Consider the following 22768-nt stretch of genomic DNA (forward strand, 5'->3'; position numbering starts at 1 on the left):
AGGATGTTTCCACCCCCCAGGACTTAGCGCCAGCGTCGGGGCGCCAGGACCACACGACTTCGCCGTCCGCTGACGTTGCGTTCGTCTTTTCGCAACAACAGCGTCCACCGCATCCCACCGCAACGTTCGTGACGATCGCGACCCGCCCCTCATTTCGGGTGAGACGCGCGGAGTCATAATGCTGATTTGCCCGACGGCGAAAGCGGAATATTTTTCGCGTGAGGGGTGGACAGACTTTTGGGTGATTTGCCCGTCGGGCTACTTTGTCGCGTGCGCAGCACGCATTTGTGCTTGCAAGCACAGCGAAGCAGTTCGTAGCGAGTTGTAGGGTGGGCAAAGCGCAGCGTGCCCACCGCCACGAGCCGCGTGCGGATGGTGGGCACGCTTACGCTTTGCCCACCCTACGCTCCTCATCGTCACTGCGAGTCGACGAGACGGCCGATGCGGTTACGAGACCCGGCTATCGGACGGCCGGGGCTTCTTTCGTGGCGGGGCGGTCGTCCCCATCGCCAATCCGATCGCCAGGGCCGGCAGAATCGCCGGAGTCCCAATTTGTTTCCCGGATTTCGTCGCTCGCAACCGGGATCAGAAGCTGCTGTCGCATTTCGGCGAGGCGGGCGCGGCAATATTCGCGGTAAAGCAGGTCTAATATGGCGGACATGGTCGAACCCTCACTTGATCATCACCGTCGACATCCCACGCACTTTGCCCACGGCCGAAATTGACCTGTGCCGGGGGAGTTGGTCTCCGACGAGATCCGATGACGATTTTCGCGCCGCGAAAGCACGAAACGAAATCGGGGTCAGAGAACTTCCATGTGCTGCAGATCGATCTGCACCGCGGATCGTTGAGTTCGATCAATCGCGAGCAACGTGGTAAAGCTTGACCCGCGCTTGCAGGCGCCGGCGATTCCTGAAAACCGACGTGATGGCGGCAACGAGAAATAGAGTTATCACGGCTATCTCTCCTTAAAGGAGATTTTGACGTCGACTTTCGCAATAATATTATGGGTCTAATTTTCTGGTCGCCAAGTGAGCCAATTCACATCCGCATCGATCACGGGTGAGTGAGACTAGCAAACGGACGTTGTGGTTTCTTGGACTGCTGCGCATCGCGTAACGGAAGGTTGGTGCGCGAATTGCAAACTACAGATGCCGGCATCGTTGTTGGAGCACTTTATCCGAATGTTTTATCAACGCTGGGAGAGTGGCCATGTCTACCGGCGCAACCGATTTCCTATCGTATCGATTCTCGACGCGCGAGCTTCCCGAGCGGATGCGCATCCCGACATGGCGCGAGGAGTTTGGGCGCACCATAGTCCACGCTGACATCGAGCCTTCGGACGTTCCGTTTCAGGCTGAAGCGAGACTACACGCGCTTCAGGGGTTGCGCATGCTTTCCTTGAAGGGTTCAGCAATGCGCTTCAAGCGGTCGCAAACGAACATTGTTGATGGTGATGACTCGATCGGTCTCATCGTCAGTCTGCCCGGCAGGAGTCAGCTATCGCAGCGCGGCCAGGAGATCGAGCTCCGTGGCGGCGATGCAATGGCGATTTTGCATTCGGAACCCGTCAGCGTCGCCTATCTGGAAGGATTGCAATTTGGGCTGGCCCTGCCGCGCGACGCGCTTGCGTCGCGCGTGACCGATGTCGACGACCTCACCATGCGGCCGATCTATCGCCGAACCGAAGCGCTCCGACTTCTCATGACTTATGTGAAGTCGGCGTTGAAGGAGGGCGCTCTGGCTGCCCCCAAGCTACGTGATACGGTCGTTGGTCACATCCACGATCTCGCGGCGCTCGCAATCAGCGAGCACGCTCCCTTGGGCGAGAGCAACGCGAGCGCAGTCGTGGCTGCGCGCCACAGCGCCGCCCTCGAGCATATCGCGGCGCACTTTCAGGACCCGGAGCTCACCCTGGAGGTCGTCGCCGATAAGCAGGGCATCTGTCCTCGCTATCTGCAGCGCCTGATGGCGTCATCCGGAACGTCGTTCACGGGGTGCGTGAATGAGTTACGGCTCCGAAGGGCGTTCATGCTGCTGACCGATCCCCACGACCGCGCGCGGCGAATTTCCGACATCGCGCTGGAAGTCGGCTTTTCGGATATCTCGCATTTCAACCGACTATTCCGCGCCCGCTTCGGCGATTCGCCACGCCGCGTGCGCAGCGGGCCGAAGGGGTAATGGTGAGTACGGATGGTGGGCACGCTTCCGCTTTGCCCACCTTCTGGTTTAACCGTCAGGCGGTCACACTCCGCTGTCGCTGTGACCGAGGCGGGCCTCATGGTTCGAGACGCGCCGCAAGCGGCGCTCCTCGCCATGAGGGTCTAAGATTCCGCCGCGAAATCAGACCTCATCCTGAGGAGCGCGGGACGCGCGTCTCGAAGGATGGGCCGCGAAGGGACTGCCCACCAAGTTCTATTTCATATGCAATAGCCCTAGGGACGACGGGGAGGAGAGATAGCCGCACCTCACGCCGCTTCGTGCGGCGCCTGCTCCGTCGGCGCTTCCGGCATCGGGAAGGTCTTGTACTGCTTCGGCAGGTTGATCGGCCGATAGTCTTTCACCGCCTCCATGCGCTTGACCACTGACGCGTGGATCACGGCATCATCGGGAATCAGCCGCGGCTCGCAGTCGGGGATGTAGAAGCCGAAATGCGATTTGCGCTCCGGCCATTCCTTGTAGGTGGCCTTCTTCGGCAGATATTCGAGCAGGCGCCAGCCCCACGTCATCGGGTCGTGCATCTCGCCCGCGACGTCGGGCTTCACGTAGGTGAACGGGCTGCCCTTGCGCGGCACGCCCCAGGCGAGCTGCTTCACCATCTGCGGGTTCACCGTGAGGCCGAACTTCGTGGCTTCCTCCAACATCCAGAGCAGCGGATATTTCGACAGCGCGCTCTGCACTTCCGGATAGCCGCCGCCGATGTCGCCATGCGCGCCGGCGAACCACACCTGCAAAATGTCCTGAGCTTCGGCCTTCTCATCGGGGATGAAGCGGTTGCTGAAGAAGAGCTGCGGCTCGTCATACTTCTTCAGGCGGAACATGCAGCGCCGCTCGTCGATCGAGATCGCCTGGCGGAAGGTGCGGATGCTCGGGTTGTGCAGCGTGAAGGCGAGCTCTTCCAGGCTCGGCCAATAGAGCCGGTCCGGCCGCGGCACGAAGATGCTGGCGACCGTATCCCAGACGCCGACGAAGCGGATGGTCGGCCAGCGCACCGAGAGGATGCGCGCGAACTGCGCCGCGTTGTCGTAGCGGTTCCTCGGCATCGGGCCGAGTTCGTCGCTCTCTTGCGGCACCGCCTGCAGGCTCGCGCCGTCGCGCGCCGTGCCGTCATCCGAGAACTGCTTGTAGGCAGTGAGCCCGCTGCCGGCGAGATTGACCTGCTCCGGCGAGATCAGCCCGATCTTGTGGATCAGCCCGGCCAGCACGCGCACGGTATAGGCGCCGCGCGAGAAGCCGAACAGATAGATCGCATCGCCGTCCTGGTAGTGGTGGACCAGGAATTCATAGGCCGCGAGCACGTTGTCATCGAGCCCATAGCCGGTGGTGAGCCCGAGGATCGCAGTGAAATCCTGCTTCAGCTTCCGCCACGGATCCGGCCGCGCCAGCGTGCCGACCCCGGGATCGTAATAGACGAACTGCCGCGGCTGCGTCTTCTCCGTCTTGCGCAGGCAGCGATAGAGCTTCAGGACGTTGGAAATATTCTCGTTAATCTCGTTTCCCGTCCCATCGCAGCAAATCACGATGTTCCGCATGGCGTCCCCTCCCTGCTACCTCAGCGAGTATAGCAGAAGGTCTGGGAAATTTGGGTGACGGAATGCCTGTCAGGCGGCCTCGGTGACGGCACGAATCTTCAGGTGCACGCCGGTCTTCGCTTGCAATGCGCTGATGACGCCGAGCAGGTTCTCGGCGGTCGGGTTGCCGTCGGGGCCAAACATGCGCATCAGGCTCTTCGGCGAACGTCCGAGCACCTCGCCGAGCCGGTCGAAGCCGATCGTCGCATTGATATAGGCACGCAGTGCAGCGCGGCCATCGTCAGTCTCGCCTTGCAGCAAGGCCTGCACGGCTTCCTGGAACAGCGCCCTGCGAAAGGCCGGCTCGCGCTCCGCCCGCGCCCGCACCGTGTCGCGAAAACTTCGGGTCAATGGCATCTGTTAGCCTTTACCGCGTTGCTCATAGCGATGACATTAGTCGGGCGGAGCAAGCTCAGATAAGAGTTCTTCCCGAGAGAACGAGATCGGAAATTTAGCAAGACGGAAGGTCAGTGCCATCAGCGCAGTGTTAAACGCCATAATCTCAGTTGCCAGTTCGTTGATTTCGTCAACAGAGATTGACACACTTTCGTAGGGCAATTCGCCAATAGGCGGCGATTTGCGACGCAGCATTATATAAAGGGCGTTTTCGTCTGGAGTTCTTCCTATTGGATTGTGAGCAATCCTATTTCTGCGGCCCGCCAAGTCCTCGTAGAGCTTCATCAGGCGCCCTAACGCATGCAAATTTTCGTCGGTGACATTCAGCGGGGAAACCTTTGCTAGCTGCTTGAGGACTTCCGATTGTGTCCGAACATTCCTGAAAAAACTGAACACCGTGACAGCGCTAGTGATGTCCATCTTTGACAAAACGGAAAAGAGAAGCGCTAGCTGATATTCCGCGTGCGACCAGTCGTTCGAACATCTTCCGATGGCGGCAGCGAGGTCGATATTTTCATCAACGGGACCAGGCATCGTTTGATTTGTCCAATCAAAGTAAGATCAATATTCGGCTCTACTGGTTTCAGTGCTGATGTTCTCCACTATGCAAGCCGCTCTGTAGAATAATTCGTCGAAAGTCAGAATCTCAGGCGCGCGGATATTTTTCCGGTATAGCTCAAAACAAGTAGTCTTGTCGTCGTTTCCTTCCAGTTGAGCGAGATTGCCGACAACGAGAAAGCTTTTGGGTTCGATAGCGTAAGCAATGTTGCCCGTGCTATTACCGATTGCGTCCTTCAGGTCATCTCGGAAATGATCGCGCGCAAACTCAAACGCAGTCTTCTGCGTCTGCGTGACTGCATCGGACAATTCCTCCGAGACACTCCAACATCCGGGTCGATAGGTCGTCTGTTGCAGCAGCTCTGTACTATTCCTCTTGATCTCTACCAGTACATACTGGCTAACCTTGGCTCGCGTACGCATTAGGCCGTCAGCACGCTTGCCGGGCCGATGGAAGGTGCCACCGGTGGTTCGAGCTTCAAGCTTGGCTCCAACTTTGTCGAGAAAGACGTAATTCAATCCGTGTCCGAATATCCACGGATTGCGCTCGAAGAAGGCCTGCCACGTCGGTTCGGAAACTTCGCTATGGGTAAGGTTGGTCTCGAATTCAGCCAATGCGGCACGTTTTGCCGCTACTGCGTAGACATCATGGTGAAGCTCGGGGCTTGCGGCAAGCTGGCGGATTATTTCGGGTCCCTTTGTGCTGCTCAGAAGCGCACCGAGAGCGCCAACATGGATATTGTCGAGCGAAACTCTTGTCTTTTGAGCATCGCTAAGGTCGAGTGCTGAGAGAATGGAAAGAAATTCCCGCATTTGAGCTAGCTGAAATTGGTTTACGTGAACATGTTCCTTCTCCCGCCAGCCGTACCGAGCATGAAACTGCAACTTTGTAATCTTGAAAGTGCCGAAGTCACGGTGGTCATCTACATAAAAGGCTGAGATTGCGATCTTGGATCGTGCGGTGACGTCAATCTCCCCAAGGATCTCCTCGCTTTCACCAGCGATCGTCGCGTAAGCTCCGTTTTTTCCAGGATGAACGTAGAGGTGATTGCTCTTGTATCTCGCTAAGTATTCAGCGTCCTCTGACATGGTGAACTCGCAGAGATTAGTGATTGCCTAGCATTCTATTCTGAAATTTCGTGAGTCGTCGCTTCGGACCCTGCGTTAAAACAAAACGGCCGGGTCTTTCGACCCGGCCGCTCAAACTCTCAAACCGCTACTCTGATACAGCGAGCCTCAGCTCGCCTGCTTCTCCGCGGCCGCCGTCCGCTTCTTCTCGATCTGGCGCTTCAAATCCAGCGCGCGGGGCGAGAGGTGCGCGGCATTCGCCTTCAGCAGGAACGCGTCGAGGCCGCCATTGTGGTCGACGCTCTTCACCGCGTTCGAGGAGACGCGCAGGCGGATGTTGCGGCCGAGCGCTTCCGACTGGAAGGTGATGTTGCAGAGGTTCGGCAGGAAACGCCGCTTGGTCTTGATGTTGGAGTGGCTGACCTTGTGGCCCACTTGCGGGCCTTTGGCCGTCAGTTCACAGCGCCGGGACATTGTTCAAATCCTCTTCCATCCCCGCTAAACCAACAGCGCGCGCCGCGCGCGGCGGGGGTTCAATTTCACGTCCATTTTCCAGGAACCGCGGACGTATAGGGGGTGAGGCGCAAAGCGTCAAGGTTTTTGGCCTCGTTCCGAGGCCCTGAAACCCTCAATTCGACGCGGCTTTTTCACGACAACCGGTAAAACCCTACTGAGCCCAAAACCAGCGCGTTCACAAGGCCGTTCAGCGGTTTAACCTTCCATATAAAGGGCGTATTCAGCCCCGTAAGGTGGTTCCGTATTCGCCCGCGTTGCTTGCCGGTCATTCCTTCCTAAATGATCTTTCGGCGCCGACGACAGGATCGTTAAGTTTGTGAGCATTTTCAGCAGTTTTCTGCCCTCGATGAGGGAATCCTGGCTGCTCGGCGCCGGCGCGCTGTTTCTGCTGTTGCCGGAGGGCGCGCTCGCGCAGGGCCGGCTGGAGGCGCAGTACGAGGCCTCGCTGGCCGGTATCGCCGTCGGCAAGGGAAGCTGGACCATCGAGATCGGCGAGGACACCTTTTCCGCGATCGCGCAGGGCGGCACCGCCGGGCTGGTGAAGGCCTTTGCCGGCGCCGGCGGGGTGGGCGGGTCCCAGGGCCGCGTGGTCAATGGCGCGCTGGTGGCATCGGGCTATACCGTCAACTACAACAGCTACAAGAAATCCGAGGTCATCCGGATGGCGCTCGGCGGCGGCAACATCAGGGAAACCGTGATCGAGCCGGAGCCGCCGGTCGATCCCAACCGCATCCCGGTCACCGAGGCGCACAAGAAGAACGTGTTCGATCCGATGACCGGCTCGCTGTTGCGGGTGCCCGGCAATGGCGAACTGATGAGCCCGGATAGCTGCCGCACCAGCGCGGGCATTTTCGACGGCCGGCTGCGCTACGATCTGAAGCTCGATTTCAAGCGCGTGGAGATGGTCAAGGCGGAGAAGGGCTATCAGGGCCCGGCGCTGGTCTGCGCGATCTATTTCACGCCGATCGCGGGCTATATCCCGGACCGGCCCGTGATCAAATATCTCTCCGAGGCGCGCAACATGGAGATCGCCTTCGTGCCGATCGCGGGCACGCGCATCCTGATCCCGTTCCGCGTCAAGATCCCGACGCCGTTCGGACTCGCCATGCTGGAGGCGACGTCGTTCGTGACGTCGGCCACGCCGCCGCGGGTGGCGAAGACGCAGTGAGGCTAGGCACCGTCATTCCGGGGCATCGCGAAGCGATGAGCCCGGAATCCATGTCTCCTCCGGCGCATGCGGCCCGATGGATTCCGGGCTCGTCCTGCGGACGCCCCGGAATGACAGAGAGGGCACGAATCCTGTTGACTCTTGGCCGCTTCTGATTCGACTCCGGCTTTAACGATTTCGCCGTCATCGTGATCGCTGCTAAACCCGATTTGGTGCTGGAACTGAAATGCCGACACGAGATGTTGCGGTGAACGGAGGAGAACACAGGTGGAGTCAGCGATTCGGCCGCGATTCGTTCTAGACTCGTTCCGAAGCTTAAGCCGCGGCATCCGCCGTGTCGCAATGTGAGACGATTTTCCTAGCCGCGCTCTCTGTCATCTCCAAGAAACGCATCAAAAAGCACCTGGAATCATGGCTCTTTCCTCTCCTCCCTTCGCCCATGAGCGCGCGCCTGGCGCCGGCGTCACCGCCGTGCTCGGGCCGACCAATACCGGCAAGACGCATCTGGCCATCGAGCGGATGCTCGGGCATTCGTCCGGGCTGATCGGCCTGCCGCTGCGGCTCCTGGCGCGCGAGGTCTACAACAAGATCGCCGATCGCGCGGGAAGCGAGAGCGTCGCGCTGATCACCGGCGAGGAGAAGATCAAGCCGAAGTCGCCGCGCTTCTGGGTCTCGACTGTGGAGGCGATGCCGCGCGATCTCGACGTCTCGTTCCTTGCGGTCGACGAGATCCAGATCGCGGCCGATCTCGAGCGCGGGCATGTCTTCACCGACCGCATCCTCAATCGGCGCGGCCGCGACGAGACGCTGCTGCTCGGGGCTGCGACGATGCGCCCCATCGTCGAGCGGCTGCTGCCCGGCGCCTCGATCGTGACGCGGCCGCGGCTCTCGACGCTCGAATTCGCCGGCGACCGCAAGATCACGCGGCAGCCGCGGCGCACCGCGATCGTCGCGTTCTCGGCCGACGAGGTCTATGCGATCGCCGAATTGATCCGCCGCCAGCATGGCGGCGCCGCGGTCGTGCTCGGCTCGCTCTCGCCGCGCACACGCAATGCGCAGGTCGCGATGTTCCAGAACGGCGATGTCGATTATCTCGTCGCCACCGACGCCGTCGGCATGGGGCTGAACCTCGACGTCGATCACGTCGCCTTTGCCTCCGACCGCAAATACGACGGCTATCAGTTCCGCCGCCTGACGCCGGCCGAGTTTGCGCAGATCGCCGGGCGTGCCGGGCGCGCGACGCGCAATGGCACCTTCGGCACCACCGGCCGCTGCGCGCCGTTCGAGCCGGAACTGGTGAACGCGCTGCAGAACCACACCTTCGACAGCGTGAAAATGCTGCAGTGGCGCAATTCGAAGCTGGATTTCTCCTCGCTCGGCAGCCTGCAGGTTTCACTCGCGCTGCCGCCGTCGCATGAGGTGCTGACGCGGGCGCCGATCGCCGAGGACATGCGCGTGCTCGACCATGCGGCGCGCGACGCCGAGGTGCGCGATCGGGCGCATGGCGCTGCCGCGGTCGAGCGGCTATGGGACACCTGCCAGATACCCGATTACCGAAAGCTGTCGCCGGCCGCGCATGCCGAGCTTGTGACCACGGTTTACGGCTTCCTGATGCAAAAGGGGCGCATTCCCGATGCATGGTTTGCCGCCCAGGTCGATCAGGCCGACCGCGTCGACGGCGATATCGACACGCTGTCGGGCCGGATCGCTCAGGTGCGCACCTGGACCTTTGTGGCGAACCGGCCGGACTGGCTGTCCGATCCCGAACATTGGCAGGGGATCACGCGCGAGCTCGAAAATAAATTATCCGATGCGCTGCATGAACGGCTCACGGAGCGTTTCGTTGATCGTCGTACCAGTGTATTGATGCGCCGCCTGCGGGAGAACTCTGTTTTGAATACTGAAATCGGCAAGACCGGCGAAGTCATCGTCGAGGGGCACGTGATCGGCCGGCTCGACGGATTCACCTTTGCGCCCGACGCGGCGGAAGCGGGCTCAGATGCCAAGGCTCTGCAGGCCGCGGCGCAACAGGTGCTGGCGCGCGAGATCGACACGCGGGCGGAGAAACTCTCGGCGGCGCCGGACGACACCTTCGTGCTGACCTCCGACGGCACGATTCGCTGGACCGGCGATGCCGTGGCGAAACTCGTCGCGGCCGACGACGCGCTGCATCCGCGCTTGCGCATCATCTCCGACGAACGGCTGACCGGCGCGCCGCGCGAGGCCGTGCAGAACCGGCTCGATCTCTGGCTCAAGACGCACATTACGAAATTGCTCGGGCCGCTGTTCGACCTGTCGAAGGCCGAGGACCTGCAGGGGATTGCACGCGGCATCGCGTTCCAGCTCGTGGAAGCGCTCGGCGTCCTGGAGCGTGCCAAGATTTCGGCCGAGATGAAGGATCTCGACCAGCCCTCGCGCGCGACGCTGCGCAAGTATGGTGTCCGCTTCGGCGCCTATCATATCTACTTCCCGCAGCTCCTGAAGCCGGCGGCGCGGGCGCTGGCCTCGCTGCTGTGGGCCGAGAAGCAGGACAATGTCGATCTGTCGGCGCTGTCGAACGTGCAGCATCTGGCCTCGAGCGGACGCACCTCGTTCCCGATCGACAAGGCTCTGCCGCGCGATGCCTATCGCGTGCTCGGCTACAAGCAGTGCGGCGAGCGCGCGGTGCGCGTCGACATCCTGGAACGGCTGGCGGATTTGATCCGCCCGGCGCTGGCCTGGCGCGAAGGCGCAGCCGGAGAGAAGCCCGCGGGCGCGTTCGACGGCCGCGGCTTCGTGGTAACGCAGGCGATGACCTCGCTCACCGGCTCGGCCGGCGAGGATTTCGCCTCCGTCCTGCGTGCGCTCGGCTACCGCATGGAGCGCCGCCCGGCCCCGCCGCCGAAGCCCGTGGAAGTGGTCGAGACGGTCGCCGCAGAAACGCCGCCGGTCGAAGCGACCGCCGAAGCTGCGGCGGAAACGCCGGCGGAGGAGGTGGCTGCCGAGTTGCCCGGGTCCGGCGAACCCAGCCCATCCGCGGCGCTGCTGCCCGAAGTCACCCTGGCGCCAGCACCGAGCGAGGAGCCTGCTCCTGCCGCGGCGGAGCCGGAGCCCGTGGCTGAAGCGCAGGCTGAACCCGAGGCAATCGAGGTGCAGGCCGAACCCGTCGCCGAGGTGCAGGCGGAGCCCGCCATTCCCGCAGAAGTCCCGGCCGATGCGCCAGCGGAGCCGACGCCGATGGAGCCGACAGCGGAAGCTGCGGCCACCAGCACCGAGGAGGCCGCGCCTGCTGAAGCCGTTGCCGCGGCCGAGACGCCGGCAGAGCCGCAACTGGTCGAAGTCTGGCGCCCCGGCGGCCGCTCCGAGGAGCGTCGCCCGCGCCATGACCGCAACCGCCACCGCCATCAGCCGCGCGACGGTGCGCAGGCGGCGGCAGCGGGCGAAGGTGGCGAAGGCGCGCCGCGCGACCAGCAGCGCCGTGGCCGCCGCCACCACGAATTCCGCAAGCCCCGCGAGGATGCGCCCGTGGACGCCGCAGCCGCCGGCAATGGCGCCCCGCGCGAGGACAAAGGCGGTCGCCGCGAGCGCTTCGAGGGCAAGGGCCGCGACCGCGACAACGATCGCCGCCGCGATAAATTCGCGGGCGATCGCAAGGATCGCGATCGTGGTGATCGTGGCCGCGATTTCCGCGGCAAGGGCGACCGCGACAAGGGGCGCGAGAGCGGCCCCGCGCTCCGCCAATATGCGAGCTCGGCGCCGCGCGAACGCGAGCGCGCGATCGATCCGAATTCGCCGTTCGCAAAGCTCGCGGCATTGAAGGAACAGCTCGCCGGCAACCGCAAGGAATGAGGCCGATTGGAGCGCCAGCGTCTCGATAAATGGCTGTGGCATGCGCGGGTGGTGAAGGCGCGCACCAGCGCCGCCGCGCTGGTCGAGGCCGGCCATGTCCGCATCAACGGCGTCCGCGAAAGCGCGCCAGGACACGCGGTCAAGCCGGGCGACGTCTTGACCATCGCGCTCGATCGCAGCGTGCGCGTGTTGAAGGTGATCGGCTTCTCCGAGCGGCGGGGCGATGCGACCGCCGCGCGCGTGCTGTATGAGGATTTGCAGAGCCGCGCGGAATGATTATGTCGGGCTTGCAGTCCGTTGCCCGAAAACACGGCGCCGAAGCCCTCTGCTTATCTTGCAGCAGCGGTGCTCCTGCGCTACGCAATTTTTGAAGCGCAACCCCTTCAAAGAATGAATCCGTTTCGGAGTCTTTGGTTCGGAGTCCTGGATGACCTACGTCGTCACTGAAAACTGCATCAAGTGCAAATATACTGATTGCGTCGAGGTCTGCCCCGTCGATTGCTTCTACGAGGGCGAGAACATGCTGGTCATCCACCCCGAGGAATGCATCGATTGCGGCGTCTGCGAGCCGGAATGCCCGGCGGATGCGATCAAGCCGGATACCGAGCCGGGCCTGGAGAAGTGGCTCGAGGTCAACAGCGAGTACGCCAAGAGCTGGCCCAACATCACCCAGAAGAAGGACTCGCCCCCGGACGCCAAGGAGTTCGACGGCCAGGAGGGCAAGTTCGAGAAATTTTTCTCTGCCAACCCCGGAACCGGCGACTGATTCGCGCGCTGTTCCTTTGGCCAAGCGATACCGTTTTCGACCTCAGAAACGCGCCGTCGTTTAACCCTAATGACAGAGTTATGACCGCCAGTGCCCGCAAGCGGCAGGATTCGGCCCTAAATCATTGATTTTTGCGGAAAATGTGCTATATTAGGCACATTGCCAGAGCCGAACCCGGCCATCCCGATGCTTGGCCCCGTTCGTTTCCGCAAAAACATCGAACAGGGGCGTGGCAGTTTCCGCGCGCAGGCTGTGTCACAGAAAACGCGTAAAAAGAGTGCTTCCAAAACGTCAAAGAAAGCCGCTGCAGTTGCCCGCAGCGCAGTCAAAGGTCGTGCCGGGGCGTCCGTGAAGGAAACCCGTAAGGCTGCGGCTACAAAGTCCTCGAAGAACAAAAGAAGCGTGATGCCAGAAAAGACTGCCAAAACTGCCGCGAAAGCGACAGCCTCGAAGACCGTTGCCTCGAAAGTCGCCGCCAAGACCGCCCCCAAGGCCGCAGCGCCTGCGCCGAAGGCGGCCGTCAAGCCGGCCGCGAAGCCGGTTGCCGCCGCCCCGCGCGTCGAGGAGCCGAAGAAGGTCGTGACCCAGCGCCAGGGGTTCAAGGCCAACGAATTCGTGGTCTATCCGGCTCATGGTGTCGGCCAGATCCTCGCGATCGAGGAGCAGGAGATCGCGGGCGCCAAGCTGGAACTGTTCGTCATCAGCTTCATGAAGGACAAGATGACGCTTCGCGTGCCCACCGCGAAGGTCGCCAATGTCGGCATGCGCAAGCTGTCCGAGCCGGCGCTGGTCAAGAAGGCGCTGGAGACGCTGAAGGGCCGTGCCCGCGTCAAGCGCACGATGTGGTCGCGCCGGGCGCAGGAATATGAAGCCAAGATCAATTCGGGCGATATCGTCGCGATCGCGGAAGTGGTGCGCGACCTCTATCGTTCGGAATCGCAGCCCGAGCAGTCCTACTCCGAACGCCAGCTCTATGAAGCCGCGCTCGACCGGCTGTCGCGCGAGATCGCGGTGGTCCAGCACTCGACCGAGACCGAAGCGATCAAGGAGATCGAGGCCCAGCTTGCCAAGAGCCCGCGCCGCGGCGCTGCCAAGGCCGAAGCCGGCGGCGAGGAGGGCGACGGTGAAGGCGATTCCGACGATCTCGATGGCGACAGCGACGACGCCACCGTCGCCGACGAGGCGGCGTAAGCGGCTAGCTACAGATTTGCAGCGAAGAGCCCGGCCAAGCGGCTGGGCTTTTTGTTTGGGTGCACGAAATTGAGGCCAGAGGTCCCGGGCCCGTGTCCTCAACAGCAAGGCCGGACCCGACCTTGGTCGACAAGAAATGTCTAAATTAGCCCGGAGCCTGGTGTCGCGACAAATTGAGCTAGTCTCGTGTCTGGGCAGCAGCCGTACGACCGAGCTCACTTGTCCCGTTTCTCCACCTCTCGCGAAATTCTCGCGGGGTGCATCCGGAGATTCGACGGAAAGCGCGGGTGAAGTGCGCGGGGTCCGCATAGCCTGATGAGAACGCCACGTCGATGATCTTGTTCTCCATATCGCTCAGGAGCTTCATCGCGTTGTTGAAGCGGACCTGCTCGAGCAGGCCCGAGTATGTGAGCCCCACCAGCGAGAGCTTCCTCTGCAGGCTCCTGACGCTCAGTCCAACCATCTCGGCTGCCTGATCTATCGCAGGGCCTCCCTCATCGAGATATGAAGGCAAAGTCAACTTCAGAACGCTGACGATATCGTTGCCGAAAGGCTTCCGTTCCGCCTCAGGTGAATTCGACGGGACCACGTCTGCCCGATTGGGACAGCTCAGAAAGCTCCGCGGTACTTCGATCCATGAGGCCTTCTGACGCGACTGGAAGCGCGTATTCGGCCAGAGCAATTGGACTTCAAGGCTTGGCGCATAGTCTGCTTCAAACGCGATCACTCTCGGAGTCCAATTGGCTCCAGCGAACTGACGGACGATGTGCATCACGAATATGTTCTGAAGCCATTGGGACATCTCAAGACGGGGAATGCCTTTTGTTCCAGCGAGCCTGCTGCAGACTTTGATGCTCTCGCCGCTCGGCTCCAACCATAGATTGAGGTTTGTATCTTCGATTGAGGCCCACTTGCACATCTGGTGAAGAGCAGCCAACAAGGTCGGTGAATGGCGAATTCGAATCCGCATGGCTTCACTCAAATGGTCGAATGAGAGTCGCTGGGCTGCTCGAAAGGCAATCTCCGACAAGCCTTGCTTCTCCTGCGCGGACGTCGCGAAGCGGACTGCCGGCAGCAGCGGCACGTAGCGATCCGCTTTTTCCTCCAGCGAAGTAGGCAGTTGGAATTTGGCGAGAAGAGCCGCGGTAGGTCCGCCTATCTCGGAATGAATCTCGGCGAATGGGATGAGGAACTGACAACGGGTCAACGGAATAACGGTCATTGCTACCTGCCCAACACGTTTGCCGCGCTGGCAGCCTAGCAGGCCGTTGATATTCTTGCCTTGCCTTTGTCGCGCAATGGCTGGCATTGCCGGAGAAGCGCGTCCGGCCAATTCCGTTCAACGGCAATTCTGGCGGCAAATGGCCAGACTGGCCACCGAAATCCCTGTAGCCTAAAAACATTGAGGGGGCATGGGCTTTACGGTTCGCATTGACCGATGAGAGCAGTCCGTTTGCCATCACGCCCGGTGGTCCGCGCGGTGATCGTCGCGTCGCTGCGACATGGTGACGCAACCCTCGATAGTACGGCTCGCACACTCAAGATCAGCGCTCGCACGTTGCAGCGTTATCTGGGTCGCATGGGCACTAGTCACAGCGAGATGCTCGCAGAAATTCGCTTAGACATCGCCTGCGGCTTGCTCGCGGACTCAAGCAAGCGCCTATCGGATATCGCGAACTCCCTCGGGTATACCAACGCAAGCAGCTTCAGCCGCGCTTTCGTGCGTACGATGAGAGTTCAGCCTGTCGTTTACAGGCGTCAGCAATTGGCTCGCAAGCATCGGCACGCGCGCAATCGTAAAGGACCGTGCGCGATCGACCGCTGATCTATTCTCGACGATTGGCGCGAAATGGCAAGACGCGCGATCTGAATTGGCGCGAAATGTATAGCGAAACAGCCTGCTGAGTTTACTCAGCTCCTAAGGAAATCGCTTTTTTCTTGAAGGCGGAAAGGATGCCCGCGCCGGGAAAGCCACGCAAGCCGGCCGAAACAACGACACGCTGCTTTTCTTTAAGGGAGAGAACAACCATGACATTTCGTGCTGCTCTGATGGCACTTTGCGCTGGCGGATTACTAGCCTGTCCCCAAGTTCTCTTTGCCCAATCGGTATCCGAGAACAAGTCTCACACGCCGCTTGAAAAGGCGATAGGCCAAGCAAAGCCGGAAGTTGTGCCCTCGCTCTTCGTTCTCAATTCGCGTGGTGCCAGCCTGAAGGACGGGAAGCTTGTGCTGACGGGAATCTCGCCGAATGCCATTGTGTTTGCCGATCGCCCTGTTCGGGCGGCCGGTCACGATCTCACGGCGCGGATTGTCGAGGATTGGGGCAACGGCAGCGACAATTTCGCCAAAGATCCTCCAAACGCGACGGTTTCCGGGTTCAGGAAAGATGGATCCTCGGTGGCAGACGCCGTTGTTGTATTGAAATCGCCCAGACTTGATGGCGACAAGCTGACTTTCGACGTTGACGTGCTCGAAGGAGACCTTGCGGGAGCTGATGGACCGGCGTCGGTCTTCATCGACATCATTGGCCGGCCATTCACGCCGCTGTCCTTCGCCGGCGTAGCCCGCCGCACGGCTTGGCGGGGTGCCTACTACCGCGGCGCCGCCTTCGCGGGAGCGGCTGCCCTGGGAGCCGCGGCAGCTTATCCGTACTACGCACCCCGATGCGGATACTATCCCTATCCGCCTTGCTATTGAGCCGCGCAGACTGGCGGCATCCCAGCCGCCGCAGCACTGCGCAGTTCATCCCGACCACCCGTCGTTGAAGCAATTGCTGTCAGGAGGGCATGAGAGCCGCATCTGAAATCATCAGCCGTCGTCTGTATTTGTTTCAGGAAGGAGATAAACGATGAACATCACCCGTCGATCCCTTGCGTTTGGTGGAATGGGGCTGCTGGCAGGAGCGGCAGCAACACGATCGGCTCTCGCCCAGGATTCTTTCCTCGGTGTCGGTCAAGGCCTGGAGGATTTCTGGCTCGCGAGCGACGCTTACATATTCGGCTATCCGTTGGTGACGATGGAGATGACCCGCCGGGTGCTCACCAACGTCGCCGAACCCGTGGGAACGAAGGCGCCGATGGGGCAGATCATCAAGCTGCGCCAGTATCCGAACGCTTCGTTCAGGGATGTCACGGCGCCGAACGCGGATACTCTCTACACGACTTCCTTTCTCGATGTCGGCAAGGAACCGTGGGTCCTCAGCATCCCGGACATGAAGGGGCGCTATTTCCTGATGCCGATGCTGGATGGCTGGACGACGGTGTTCCAGGTGCCGGGCAAGCGCACCACTGGCACCGGCGCACAGACCTACGCGATCACCGGGCCTCGGTGGAAAGGCACGCTGCCGGATGGTGTGAAGGAATACAAGTCGCCCACCAACATTGTCTGGTTGCTCGGCCGCATCTATTGCACAGGCACACCGGAGGACTACGCGGCCGTTCACAAGCTGCAGGACGAGTGCAAGCTCGTTCCGCTTAGTGCTTACGGCAAGCCGTACACGCCACCTGCGGGAAAAGTCGATCCGTCGATCGACATGAAGACGGCTGTCCGCGAACAGGTCAATCGCATGGACGCGGCATCGTATTTCAAGCTGCTGTGCGAACTCATGAAAGCCAATCCGCCATACGCAGCAGACGCGCCCCAGCTTGCCAAATTCGCCCGCATCGGCATCGTCCCCGGGCAGGATTTTGACGAGAGCAAGCTCAAGGCGGACTTCCTGAAGCGCTTGCCCGAGGTGTCGTTCGACAGGATCATGCTTCAGTTCAAGATCAACAAGGCCATCAAGGACGAGAATGGCTTTGCCTTCACGACGAAGACCGGCATCTATGGCACCGACTATCTGATGCGGGCCCTGGTAACCGCGATCGGGCTCGGCGCCAATCGTCCGCAGGATGCGGTCTACCCGACCTCGCAAAAGGATGCGGATGGCCAGAAGTACAATGGTGCAAACAAGTATGTCATGCGGTTTCCCAAAGGCCACCTGCCTCCCGTAGAGGGATTTTGGTCGCTCACGATGTACGACAGCAGCTACTTCTTTGTGAACAATCCGCTGAACCGCTACTCGATCAGCCCTCGTCAAGACCTGAAGGAAAATCCGGACGGCTCAACCGATCTCTATATTCAGAAGGACTCCCCGGGCAAGGACAAGGAATCAAACTGGCTTCCAGCGCCTGACGGAGATTTCATACTCATGCTGCGCATGTACTGGCCGCAGGAAACGGACCCGTCGATTATCAACGGCACATGGACGGTTCCTGCCGCCAGGAAGATCGCTTGACCAGGAAGGTCGCTTGAAATGTTGAACTCATGCCGGCCGGCGAGGTCGGCGTGAGTCAAGCTTCTTCGGGGTCGCCTGCGCAGCGAAGACAACGATCACGCGGCCGGCACAAATCATCTCGCAATCCGCTTAATACTCGGGGGTATGATGCGCCTTGTTGATCTTCGCAGAGACAGACAGCCCAACAGGCGCGGTACAACATTCGGAGCCTCGGTCATCGCTGTGGCGCTGGCGATGACGTCATTCTCGTCGGCGACCGTCTACGCCGACGAAGGTGGAGTTTCATATTGGCTCCCCGGCCGCTTCAGCAGCCTTGCGGCGACCCCTCAGGTCCCCGGCTGGTCGATGGCGGAAGTTTACTATCACACCAGCGTCAGTGCCTTCGGCAATACGGCGGCCGCCAGGGAAATCCAGGTCAGCAGACTCCCCGCCACGGTGAATGTCGACTTGAACCTCAGTCTGAATGCGCAGGCGGATCTCGTGCTGCTCAACCCCACCTACACGTTTGCAACGCCGGTGCTGGGCGGACAACTCGCCGTCGGCGTGATCGGACTGTTCGGGCGGTCGAGCGCAAATCTTTCGGGCACGCTGACGGCGGCCGCCGGCCCGCTGGCGATAACGCGCGCGGGCGGTTTCGGCGATGCCATCACCTCGGTCGGCGATCTGTATCCGCAGGCGACGCTCAAGTGGAACGCCGGCGTGCACAATTTCATGACCTATTTGACGGGAGATATTCCCGTTGGGGCTTACAGTCCGACCCGCCTCGCCAATCTCGGCATCGGTCACGCCGCCATCGACGCCGGCGGCGGCTACACCTACTTCAATCCGCAGGCGGGGCATGAATTTTCTGTGGTCGCGGGATTCACCTACAATTTCAAGAATCAGGATACGCAGTACCAGAACGGTATCGACTTCCACGTGGATTGGGGTGCCTCCCAGTTTCTATCCAAGCAGCTTTTCGTCGGCCTGGTGGGTTATGCCTATCAGCAGGTCACCGATGACTTTGGTCAGCACCCTATCCTGGGGGGCTTTCGGTCCCGGGTATTGGGGGTGGGTCCGCAGATTGGCTTTCTGTTTCCGGTAGGCGACATGCAGGGCTATGTGAACCTGAAGGGATATGGTGAGTTTGCCGCCGAGAATCGCCCGGCCGGCTGGAATACCTGGCTGACGTTCTCGCTCTCGCCATTGGCGCCCACCAGCACCGCGACGCCAGCCCGACCGATCGTGACGAAATAGCAGGCCGCACGCGGGCTTCGAATGAGGGATCGCAGGGTATTGCGTAGGCCTCGCCACCGTGCCGGCGAGGCGACGTAAGCAACTCGCAAAATTGGCAGCGAAAAGCCCGGCCAAGCGGCCGGGCTTTTCGTTTGATGCCGCGGATTGAGGCCCGCGGTCCGAGCCAACCTGAAGCGCGATGAGATGAGGATGAATCATCATCGCGCTCTAGGTTATTGTTTGAGCATGATCTCCGCGCAAACGCTTCGCGTTTGTCGCGAGGGAAAACCGCTTCACACTTTTCCGGATCATGTTCTATAGGCTGCGCAGCCACTCCGACGCCCAACTTTGTCTTGCAGCCCGCTCAATTGCGGGTCCAGTCATCCGCACCTGGTCAGGCGGCCGGCCGCTGCGCGGCGGACGGAAGAACATTCTGATTCAGCCTGAACACGTTGCCGGGATCGTACTGGGCCTTGAGCGCCGCGAGACGGGCATAGTTCGGGCCGTACGCGCCGGACACGCGATCGCTCTCATCCTCCGGCATGAAGTTGACGTAGACGCCGCCGGTTGCGTACGGCGCAGTCTCGGTGAAGAGCTTGCGCGCCCAGGCGATCGAGCGTTGCTCGTCGCCGGGGTCACGCCACCGCGTATGGACGTTCATGACAAATCTCGCATCGCGGTGCGGGAACGCCGTCGCGTCGACAGCCGCGCGGCCGATGGCGCCGCCGAGCTGACCAACGAAAATCTCGCACTCTCCGGTCGGCAGGCCCATCGTATGACTTACGAGAATATCGAGGAGGCCGTCGCCGAGCTCGACGAAATTGTGCGACTTCCAGTAATTGCAGGCTCCCGGCGTGAGCAGCGGGTCGAACGCGGTCTGCCAGGCCGCGAAGGGCTGCATGCCGATGACGTCGGCGATCGGCTGCCCGAGCGCGCGCAACGGTTCAAGGGCGCGGTTACCCTCGCTCTCGCCACCCGTGTAGCAGACGGCGAACACGACGATCTCCTTGCCGTGCATCTCGGCAGGCAGGAACGGCAGCGGCGGCGCCTGTCGGAGTACCGTCCAGACCGTGAGTTCGTCCGGCGCTTTGGCGGCGACGTCGCGATAACCCGCAAGAAGCTCCTTCGCCCGCGCAAAGGGATGGACGATGAGTCCAGCCAACACCATTGGGCCGACCGGATGCAGGCGGAACTCGAACGAGGCCACCACGCCGAAATTGGCACCACCTCCGCGCAGCGCCCAGAACAGGTCGGCATTCTCGGCCTCGCTCGCCCGCACGAGTTGGCCTTCGGCCGTCACCACGTCGGCCGAGATGAGGTTATCCGCGGCAAGTCCAAACTTGCGGCTCAGCCAGCCGAAGCCGCCGCCCAGCGTCAATCCCGCGACGCCCGTCGTCGAATTGATGCCGAGGGGGGTGGCAAGGCCGAAAGCCTGCGCCTCCTTGTCGAATTCGCCGAGCGTTGCGCCCGGCTCTACGCGCGCCGTGCGATTGAGCGGATCGATCCGGACCGATCGCATCGGCGAAAGATCGATCAGCAGTCCGCCTTCACAAACAGCATTGCCCGCGATGTTGTGGCCGCCGCCACGCACGGCGAGCAAGAGCCCGTGATCGCGCGCAAACCGCACGGCCCGCATGATATCTGCAGCTCCTCTGCAGCGTGCAACCGCGCCCGGGTGGCGGTCGATCATCGCATTCCAGATTGTGCGTGCCTCCTCATAGCCTGGTTCCTTGGGCAGGCAGACATCGCCCCGCAATGTTTGCCGAAAACCATCTATCGTATCGCTTCCAAGCGTAATCGCCCCGCCCTGCAGCGAGGCCAGCCGGAACTCCGTCATGGCATCTCCTCCGTAACTAGCGGTGACTGTTTTGGGGCCAGCTCGCATGTTCTGGCCGAAATCAATGAGGCGGGGGCCGCTGACAACAATTGTCATTCGCAGCCGAAATAGCGCAGAAACGTCTGTCGCCTGCCGTTCGACACAGCGAACGGAAAATTTCCGCCTGGACGTTAGTCCGCCCCGGCCGAAGAATGGTTCAACGGCAGAATGCTTCGTCCGGACGAGGTACGGCGGGCTTTCCGGTCATTGACCGAAGCCCGAACGCACAGCGGCCGGAAGGATTGAGACAGCCAAATGCCGCCGCCGATCAAAGTCGAATTGCGACCCCACGACCCAGACTGGTCGCATTTGGCCAACGCTGAGGCGCAGTTACTTACGGGAGCCCTTGGGCCGAACCTGCGGATCGTTCACCACATTGGCTCGACCGCAATTCCCAGCATCCGGGCAAAGCCCATTTTGGATCTTATGCCCGTGATCAGCAACTTGGCCGGCTCGAGATCAGCGACAGGCTGCAGGCAAACCCGTGCCCTGCGCCGCCGCAGGCGGTCCGAACCAAGTGGTCAGCGCGTCGGCGAGGCCTTGGTCGGTTTTATCTCCCACCCACGCCACGTATCCATCCGGCCGGATCAGGACGGCAGCGGGGGCCGTGACCGTGCCGATTGCGGGAAGCTCCCACACGCCAGGATATTTGGCATCGACGAGGCGGACCCGATCAGCCCATGGCGTGATATCGAGGTGGCCGGGCTCACTGAAGTTGAGCAGCGCTGGCCGGGCATCGTGGAGCAGCGTGAACGTTCGCACCGCGCCTTTGGAAGTGACCAGGTCCAGATCGGGCATGCGGCGGCCCAGCAGCGGGTGTCCCTCGCCGAGGTCGTAGTGAATGTCGAGGCCCGACATCATTGCGGCGAAGCGTCTGCGCGGTTCGTCCGTGCTGAGGAGTTCGGACACGATGTCGCGCAGCGCGTTGGCGCGGGCATCGGGGCGGAGCAGCGCGACCTGCGCCATCGTATTGCGCAGCACACGGGCAGCAACGGGGTGGCGCTCGGCATGGTAGGTATCCAAGAGGCTTTCCGGTGATGTCTGCTTGACCACCTGAGCCAGCTTCCATCCCAGGTTCACCGCATCCTGCACGCCCGTGTTGAGGCCCTGTCCGCCCACCGGGTAATGCACGTGTGCGGCATCGCCGGCCAGCAGCACCCGTCCCCTGCGGTAGGACGCCGCCTGCCGCGTCATATCGGTGAACCTGGAGATCGAGGTCGGACTGTGGATGCCGAAATCGCTCCCGTAGTGGGCGATGAGCGCCTCGCTGAGATCGCGCAGCGTAGGTTCGCCGGCGGATGCAGGCTGCTGCTCGGTCACCAGGACCCGCACCGTTCCTTCATCCTCCAACCGGCTGAGGGAATGGATGCCAATAGCATCGTGGCGGATGCCCCATTCCGGCTCATCGACGATCTCGACCTCGGCGATCAGGTTGCTGATTGTCGGATCCCACCCCGGGAACTCGATGCCGGCTGCTTTGCGGATCAGGCTGCGTCCCCCGTCGCACCCGACAAGATATTCCGCCTGCAGCGACTGGCCGTCGGCCAACTCGACATCGACGCCGGTGTCGTTCTGCGTGAAAGCCGTCGCTTCCTGTCCGCGATAGATCGGCACCGCCAGCTCGTCGACCCAGCCGGCGAGTATGCGCTCGATATGCTTCTGCCACAGCCCGAGGCCGTAGTTGTGGCGCGTGGGGAAGTCGCTGATGTCCAAAGCAGTTCCAGCGAACCTCGCGACCTGGGCCACGCGTCCCTGCGAGAGAAACCGATCGGCGATTCCGCGCTGATCGAGGACCTCGATGGTGCGCGAGTGCAGGCCGCCTGCGCGCGAACCGGTGAGGTTTTGGTCGAAACGCCGCTCGACAATGGCAACGTCGACGCCCGCCAACGCCAATTCGCCTGCCAGCATCAGTCCTGTCGGACCAGCTCCGACGATCACCACCGCATGCTTGGTCATCGGCGCACTCCGGCCGTCGCCGCGCCGGCAACCAACTCAGCCGCGCGCAACCCGCACGGCGACAACACCACACGCATCTCGTAGCTCCGTAGGCTCTGACTTCGGTCGGCGTTCTACGGGATGACCCGGGTCTTGAAGCAAGCCCCTTGCGCGCCACATATTA

18 protein-coding genes and 1 pseudogene are annotated in these 22768 nt (G+C 61.6%); 11 read left to right on the forward strand and 8 right to left on the reverse strand.

Annotation, left to right across the window (positions count from 1 at the left end):
* The first annotated feature begins 1212 nt into the window (after positions 1-1212).
* Entirely contained in the window at positions 1213-2181 is a 969-nt protein-coding gene (locus ACVJGD_RS30755; RefSeq protein ID WP_456637738.1) for a helix-turn-helix domain-containing protein, read from the forward strand.
* 287 nt (positions 2182-2468) lie between these two features.
* Here ACVJGD_RS30755 and ACVJGD_RS30760 read toward each other — a convergent pair whose 3' ends face one another.
* The 5 genes from ACVJGD_RS30760 to rpmB all read right to left on the reverse strand — a co-directional run bounded on the left by ACVJGD_RS30760 (position 2469) and on the right by rpmB (position 6287).
* Entirely contained in the window at positions 2469-3752 is a 1284-nt protein-coding gene (locus tag ACVJGD_RS30760) for a DUF2235 domain-containing protein (protein WP_456637739.1), read from the reverse strand.
* A gap of 69 nt (positions 3753-3821) precedes the next feature.
* The gene (locus tag ACVJGD_RS30765; RefSeq protein ID WP_456637740.1) at positions 3822-4148 is read right to left on the reverse strand and encodes a transcriptional regulator; all 327 of its coding nucleotides are present in this window, start codon (positions 4146-4148) and stop codon (positions 3822-3824) included.
* Positions 4149-4184: 36 nt separating this feature from the next.
* Entirely contained in the window at positions 4185-4721 is a 537-nt protein-coding gene (locus ACVJGD_RS30770) for a hypothetical protein (RefSeq protein ID WP_456637741.1), read from the reverse strand.
* Positions 4722-4748: 27 nt separating this feature from the next.
* Entirely contained in the window at positions 4749-5834 is a 1086-nt protein-coding gene (locus tag ACVJGD_RS30775; protein WP_456637742.1) for a Shedu immune nuclease family protein, read from the reverse strand.
* Positions 5835-5981: 147 nt separating this feature from the next.
* Entirely contained in the window at positions 5982-6287 is a 306-nt protein-coding gene (gene rpmB, locus ACVJGD_RS30780; RefSeq protein WP_456637743.1) for a 50S ribosomal protein L28, read from the reverse strand.
* Between the two features lie 388 nt (positions 6288-6675).
* Here rpmB and ACVJGD_RS30785 point away from each other — a divergent pair, with 388 nt between their 5' ends.
* The 5 genes from ACVJGD_RS30785 to ACVJGD_RS30805 all read left to right on the forward strand — a co-directional run bounded on the left by ACVJGD_RS30785 (position 6676) and on the right by ACVJGD_RS30805 (position 13282).
* Positions 6676-7497, forward strand: a complete 822-nt coding sequence (locus tag ACVJGD_RS30785) for a DUF3108 domain-containing protein (protein ID WP_456640426.1) — start codon at positions 6676-6678, stop codon at positions 7495-7497.
* Positions 7498-7908: 411 nt separating this feature from the next.
* The gene (locus tag ACVJGD_RS30790) at positions 7909-11325 is read left to right on the forward strand and encodes a helicase-related protein (RefSeq protein ID WP_456637744.1); all 3417 of its coding nucleotides are present in this window, start codon (positions 7909-7911) and stop codon (positions 11323-11325) included.
* Positions 11326-11331: 6 nt separating this feature from the next.
* A complete protein-coding gene (locus ACVJGD_RS30795; RefSeq protein WP_282530545.1) occupies positions 11332-11601 on the forward strand; it encodes an RNA-binding S4 domain-containing protein in 270 nt (89 codons plus the stop codon).
* A 151-nt stretch (positions 11602-11752) separates the two neighbouring features.
* Positions 11753-12091: a ferredoxin FdxA gene (gene fdxA, locus ACVJGD_RS30800; RefSeq protein ID WP_456637745.1), complete on the forward strand. Its 339-nt coding sequence runs from the start codon at positions 11753-11755 to the stop codon at positions 12089-12091.
* Positions 12092-12496: 405 nt separating this feature from the next.
* The gene (locus ACVJGD_RS30805; protein ID WP_456637746.1) at positions 12497-13282 is read left to right on the forward strand and encodes a CarD family transcriptional regulator; all 786 of its coding nucleotides are present in this window, start codon (positions 12497-12499) and stop codon (positions 13280-13282) included.
* A 178-nt stretch (positions 13283-13460) separates the two neighbouring features.
* Here the strand turns inward: ACVJGD_RS30805 and ACVJGD_RS30810 are convergent, their stop codons facing one another.
* On the reverse strand, positions 13461-14591 hold the full coding sequence (locus ACVJGD_RS30810; RefSeq protein WP_456637747.1) for a helix-turn-helix transcriptional regulator: 1131 nt from the start codon (positions 14589-14591) through the stop codon (positions 13461-13463).
* 129 nt (positions 14592-14720) lie between these two features.
* Between ACVJGD_RS30810 and ACVJGD_RS30815 the strand changes: the two genes are divergently transcribed.
* From ACVJGD_RS30815 to ACVJGD_RS30830, 4 genes are all read left to right on the forward strand, one after another.
* Positions 14721-15107, forward strand: coding sequence for a helix-turn-helix domain-containing protein (locus ACVJGD_RS30815; RefSeq protein ID WP_456637748.1), 387 nt, complete (start codon positions 14721-14723; stop codon positions 15105-15107).
* 224 nt (positions 15108-15331) lie between these two features.
* Positions 15332-15979 carry a hypothetical protein gene (locus ACVJGD_RS30820; RefSeq protein ID WP_456640427.1) on the forward strand — a complete coding sequence of 216 codons (648 nt, stop codon included), beginning with the start codon at positions 15332-15334 and terminating at the stop codon, positions 15977-15979.
* Positions 15980-16130: 151 nt separating this feature from the next.
* A complete protein-coding gene (locus ACVJGD_RS30825) occupies positions 16131-17558 on the forward strand; it encodes a DUF1254 domain-containing protein (RefSeq protein WP_456637749.1) in 1428 nt (475 codons plus the stop codon).
* A gap of 234 nt (positions 17559-17792) precedes the next feature.
* Entirely contained in the window at positions 17793-18794 is a 1002-nt protein-coding gene (locus ACVJGD_RS30830) for a SphA family protein (protein ID WP_456637750.1), read from the forward strand.
* A 373-nt stretch (positions 18795-19167) separates the two neighbouring features.
* On the opposite strand, the gene ACVJGD_RS30835 is transcribed toward ACVJGD_RS30830, so the two are convergent.
* Positions 19168-20610 carry an FAD-binding oxidoreductase gene (locus ACVJGD_RS30835; RefSeq protein ID WP_456637751.1) on the reverse strand — a complete coding sequence of 481 codons (1443 nt, stop codon included), beginning with the start codon at positions 20608-20610 and terminating at the stop codon, positions 19168-19170.
* A gap of 294 nt (positions 20611-20904) precedes the next feature.
* On the opposite strand from ACVJGD_RS30835, the pseudogene ACVJGD_RS30840 reads away from it, so the two are divergent.
* Positions 20905-21087: pseudogene (locus ACVJGD_RS30840) on the forward strand (GrpB family protein); the annotation flags it as partial.
* Between the two features lie 21 nt (positions 21088-21108).
* Here the strand turns inward: ACVJGD_RS30840 and ACVJGD_RS30845 are convergent.
* Positions 21109-22605 carry an FAD-dependent monooxygenase gene (locus ACVJGD_RS30845; protein WP_456637752.1) on the reverse strand — a complete coding sequence of 499 codons (1497 nt, stop codon included), beginning with the start codon at positions 22603-22605 and terminating at the stop codon, positions 21109-21111.
* Positions 22606-22768: the final 163 nt, after the last annotated feature.

This window comes from Bradyrhizobium sp. USDA 10063 (assembly GCF_054063735.1).

Bases quoted from the DNA above. Each gene is read 5' to 3' on its own strand.
- fdxA (WP_456637745.1), top strand. From the start codon at position 11,753: ATGACCTACGTCGTCACTGAAAACTGCATCAAGTGCAAATATACTGAT.
- ACVJGD_RS30810 (WP_456637747.1), bottom strand. From the start codon at position 14,591: ATGCCAGCCATTGCGCGACAAAGGCAAGGCAAGAATATCAACGGCCTG.
- ACVJGD_RS30760 (WP_456637739.1), bottom strand. From the start codon at position 3,752: ATGCGGAACATCGTGATTTGCTGCGATGGGACGGGAAACGAGATTAAC.
- ACVJGD_RS30755 (WP_456637738.1), top strand. From the start codon at position 1,213: ATGTCTACCGGCGCAACCGATTTCCTATCGTATCGATTCTCGACGCGC.
- ACVJGD_RS30835 (WP_456637751.1), bottom strand. From the start codon at position 20,610: ATGACGGAGTTCCGGCTGGCCTCGCTGCAGGGCGGGGCGATTACGCTT.
- ACVJGD_RS30765 (WP_456637740.1), bottom strand. From the start codon at position 4,148: ATGCCATTGACCCGAAGTTTTCGCGACACGGTGCGGGCGCGGGCGGAG.
- ACVJGD_RS30805 (WP_456637746.1), top strand. From the start codon at position 12,497: ATGCCAGAAAAGACTGCCAAAACTGCCGCGAAAGCGACAGCCTCGAAG.
- ACVJGD_RS30770 (WP_456637741.1), bottom strand. From the start codon at position 4,721: ATGCCTGGTCCCGTTGATGAAAATATCGACCTCGCTGCCGCCATCGGA.
- ACVJGD_RS30790 (WP_456637744.1), top strand. From the start codon at position 7,909: ATGGCTCTTTCCTCTCCTCCCTTCGCCCATGAGCGCGCGCCTGGCGCC.
- ACVJGD_RS30775 (WP_456637742.1), bottom strand. From the start codon at position 5,834: ATGTCAGAGGACGCTGAATACTTAGCGAGATACAAGAGCAATCACCTC.
- ACVJGD_RS30830 (WP_456637750.1), top strand. From the start codon at position 17,793: ATGACGTCATTCTCGTCGGCGACCGTCTACGCCGACGAAGGTGGAGTT.
- ACVJGD_RS30820 (WP_456640427.1), top strand. From the start codon at position 15,332: ATGGCACTTTGCGCTGGCGGATTACTAGCCTGTCCCCAAGTTCTCTTT.
- ACVJGD_RS30825 (WP_456637749.1), top strand. From the start codon at position 16,131: ATGAACATCACCCGTCGATCCCTTGCGTTTGGTGGAATGGGGCTGCTG.
- rpmB (WP_456637743.1), bottom strand. From the start codon at position 6,287: ATGTCCCGGCGCTGTGAACTGACGGCCAAAGGCCCGCAAGTGGGCCAC.
- ACVJGD_RS30815 (WP_456637748.1), top strand. From the start codon at position 14,721: ATGAGAGCAGTCCGTTTGCCATCACGCCCGGTGGTCCGCGCGGTGATC.
- ACVJGD_RS30785 (WP_456640426.1), top strand. From the start codon at position 6,676: ATGAGGGAATCCTGGCTGCTCGGCGCCGGCGCGCTGTTTCTGCTGTTG.
- ACVJGD_RS30845 (WP_456637752.1), bottom strand. From the start codon at position 22,605: ATGACCAAGCATGCGGTGGTGATCGTCGGAGCTGGTCCGACAGGACTG.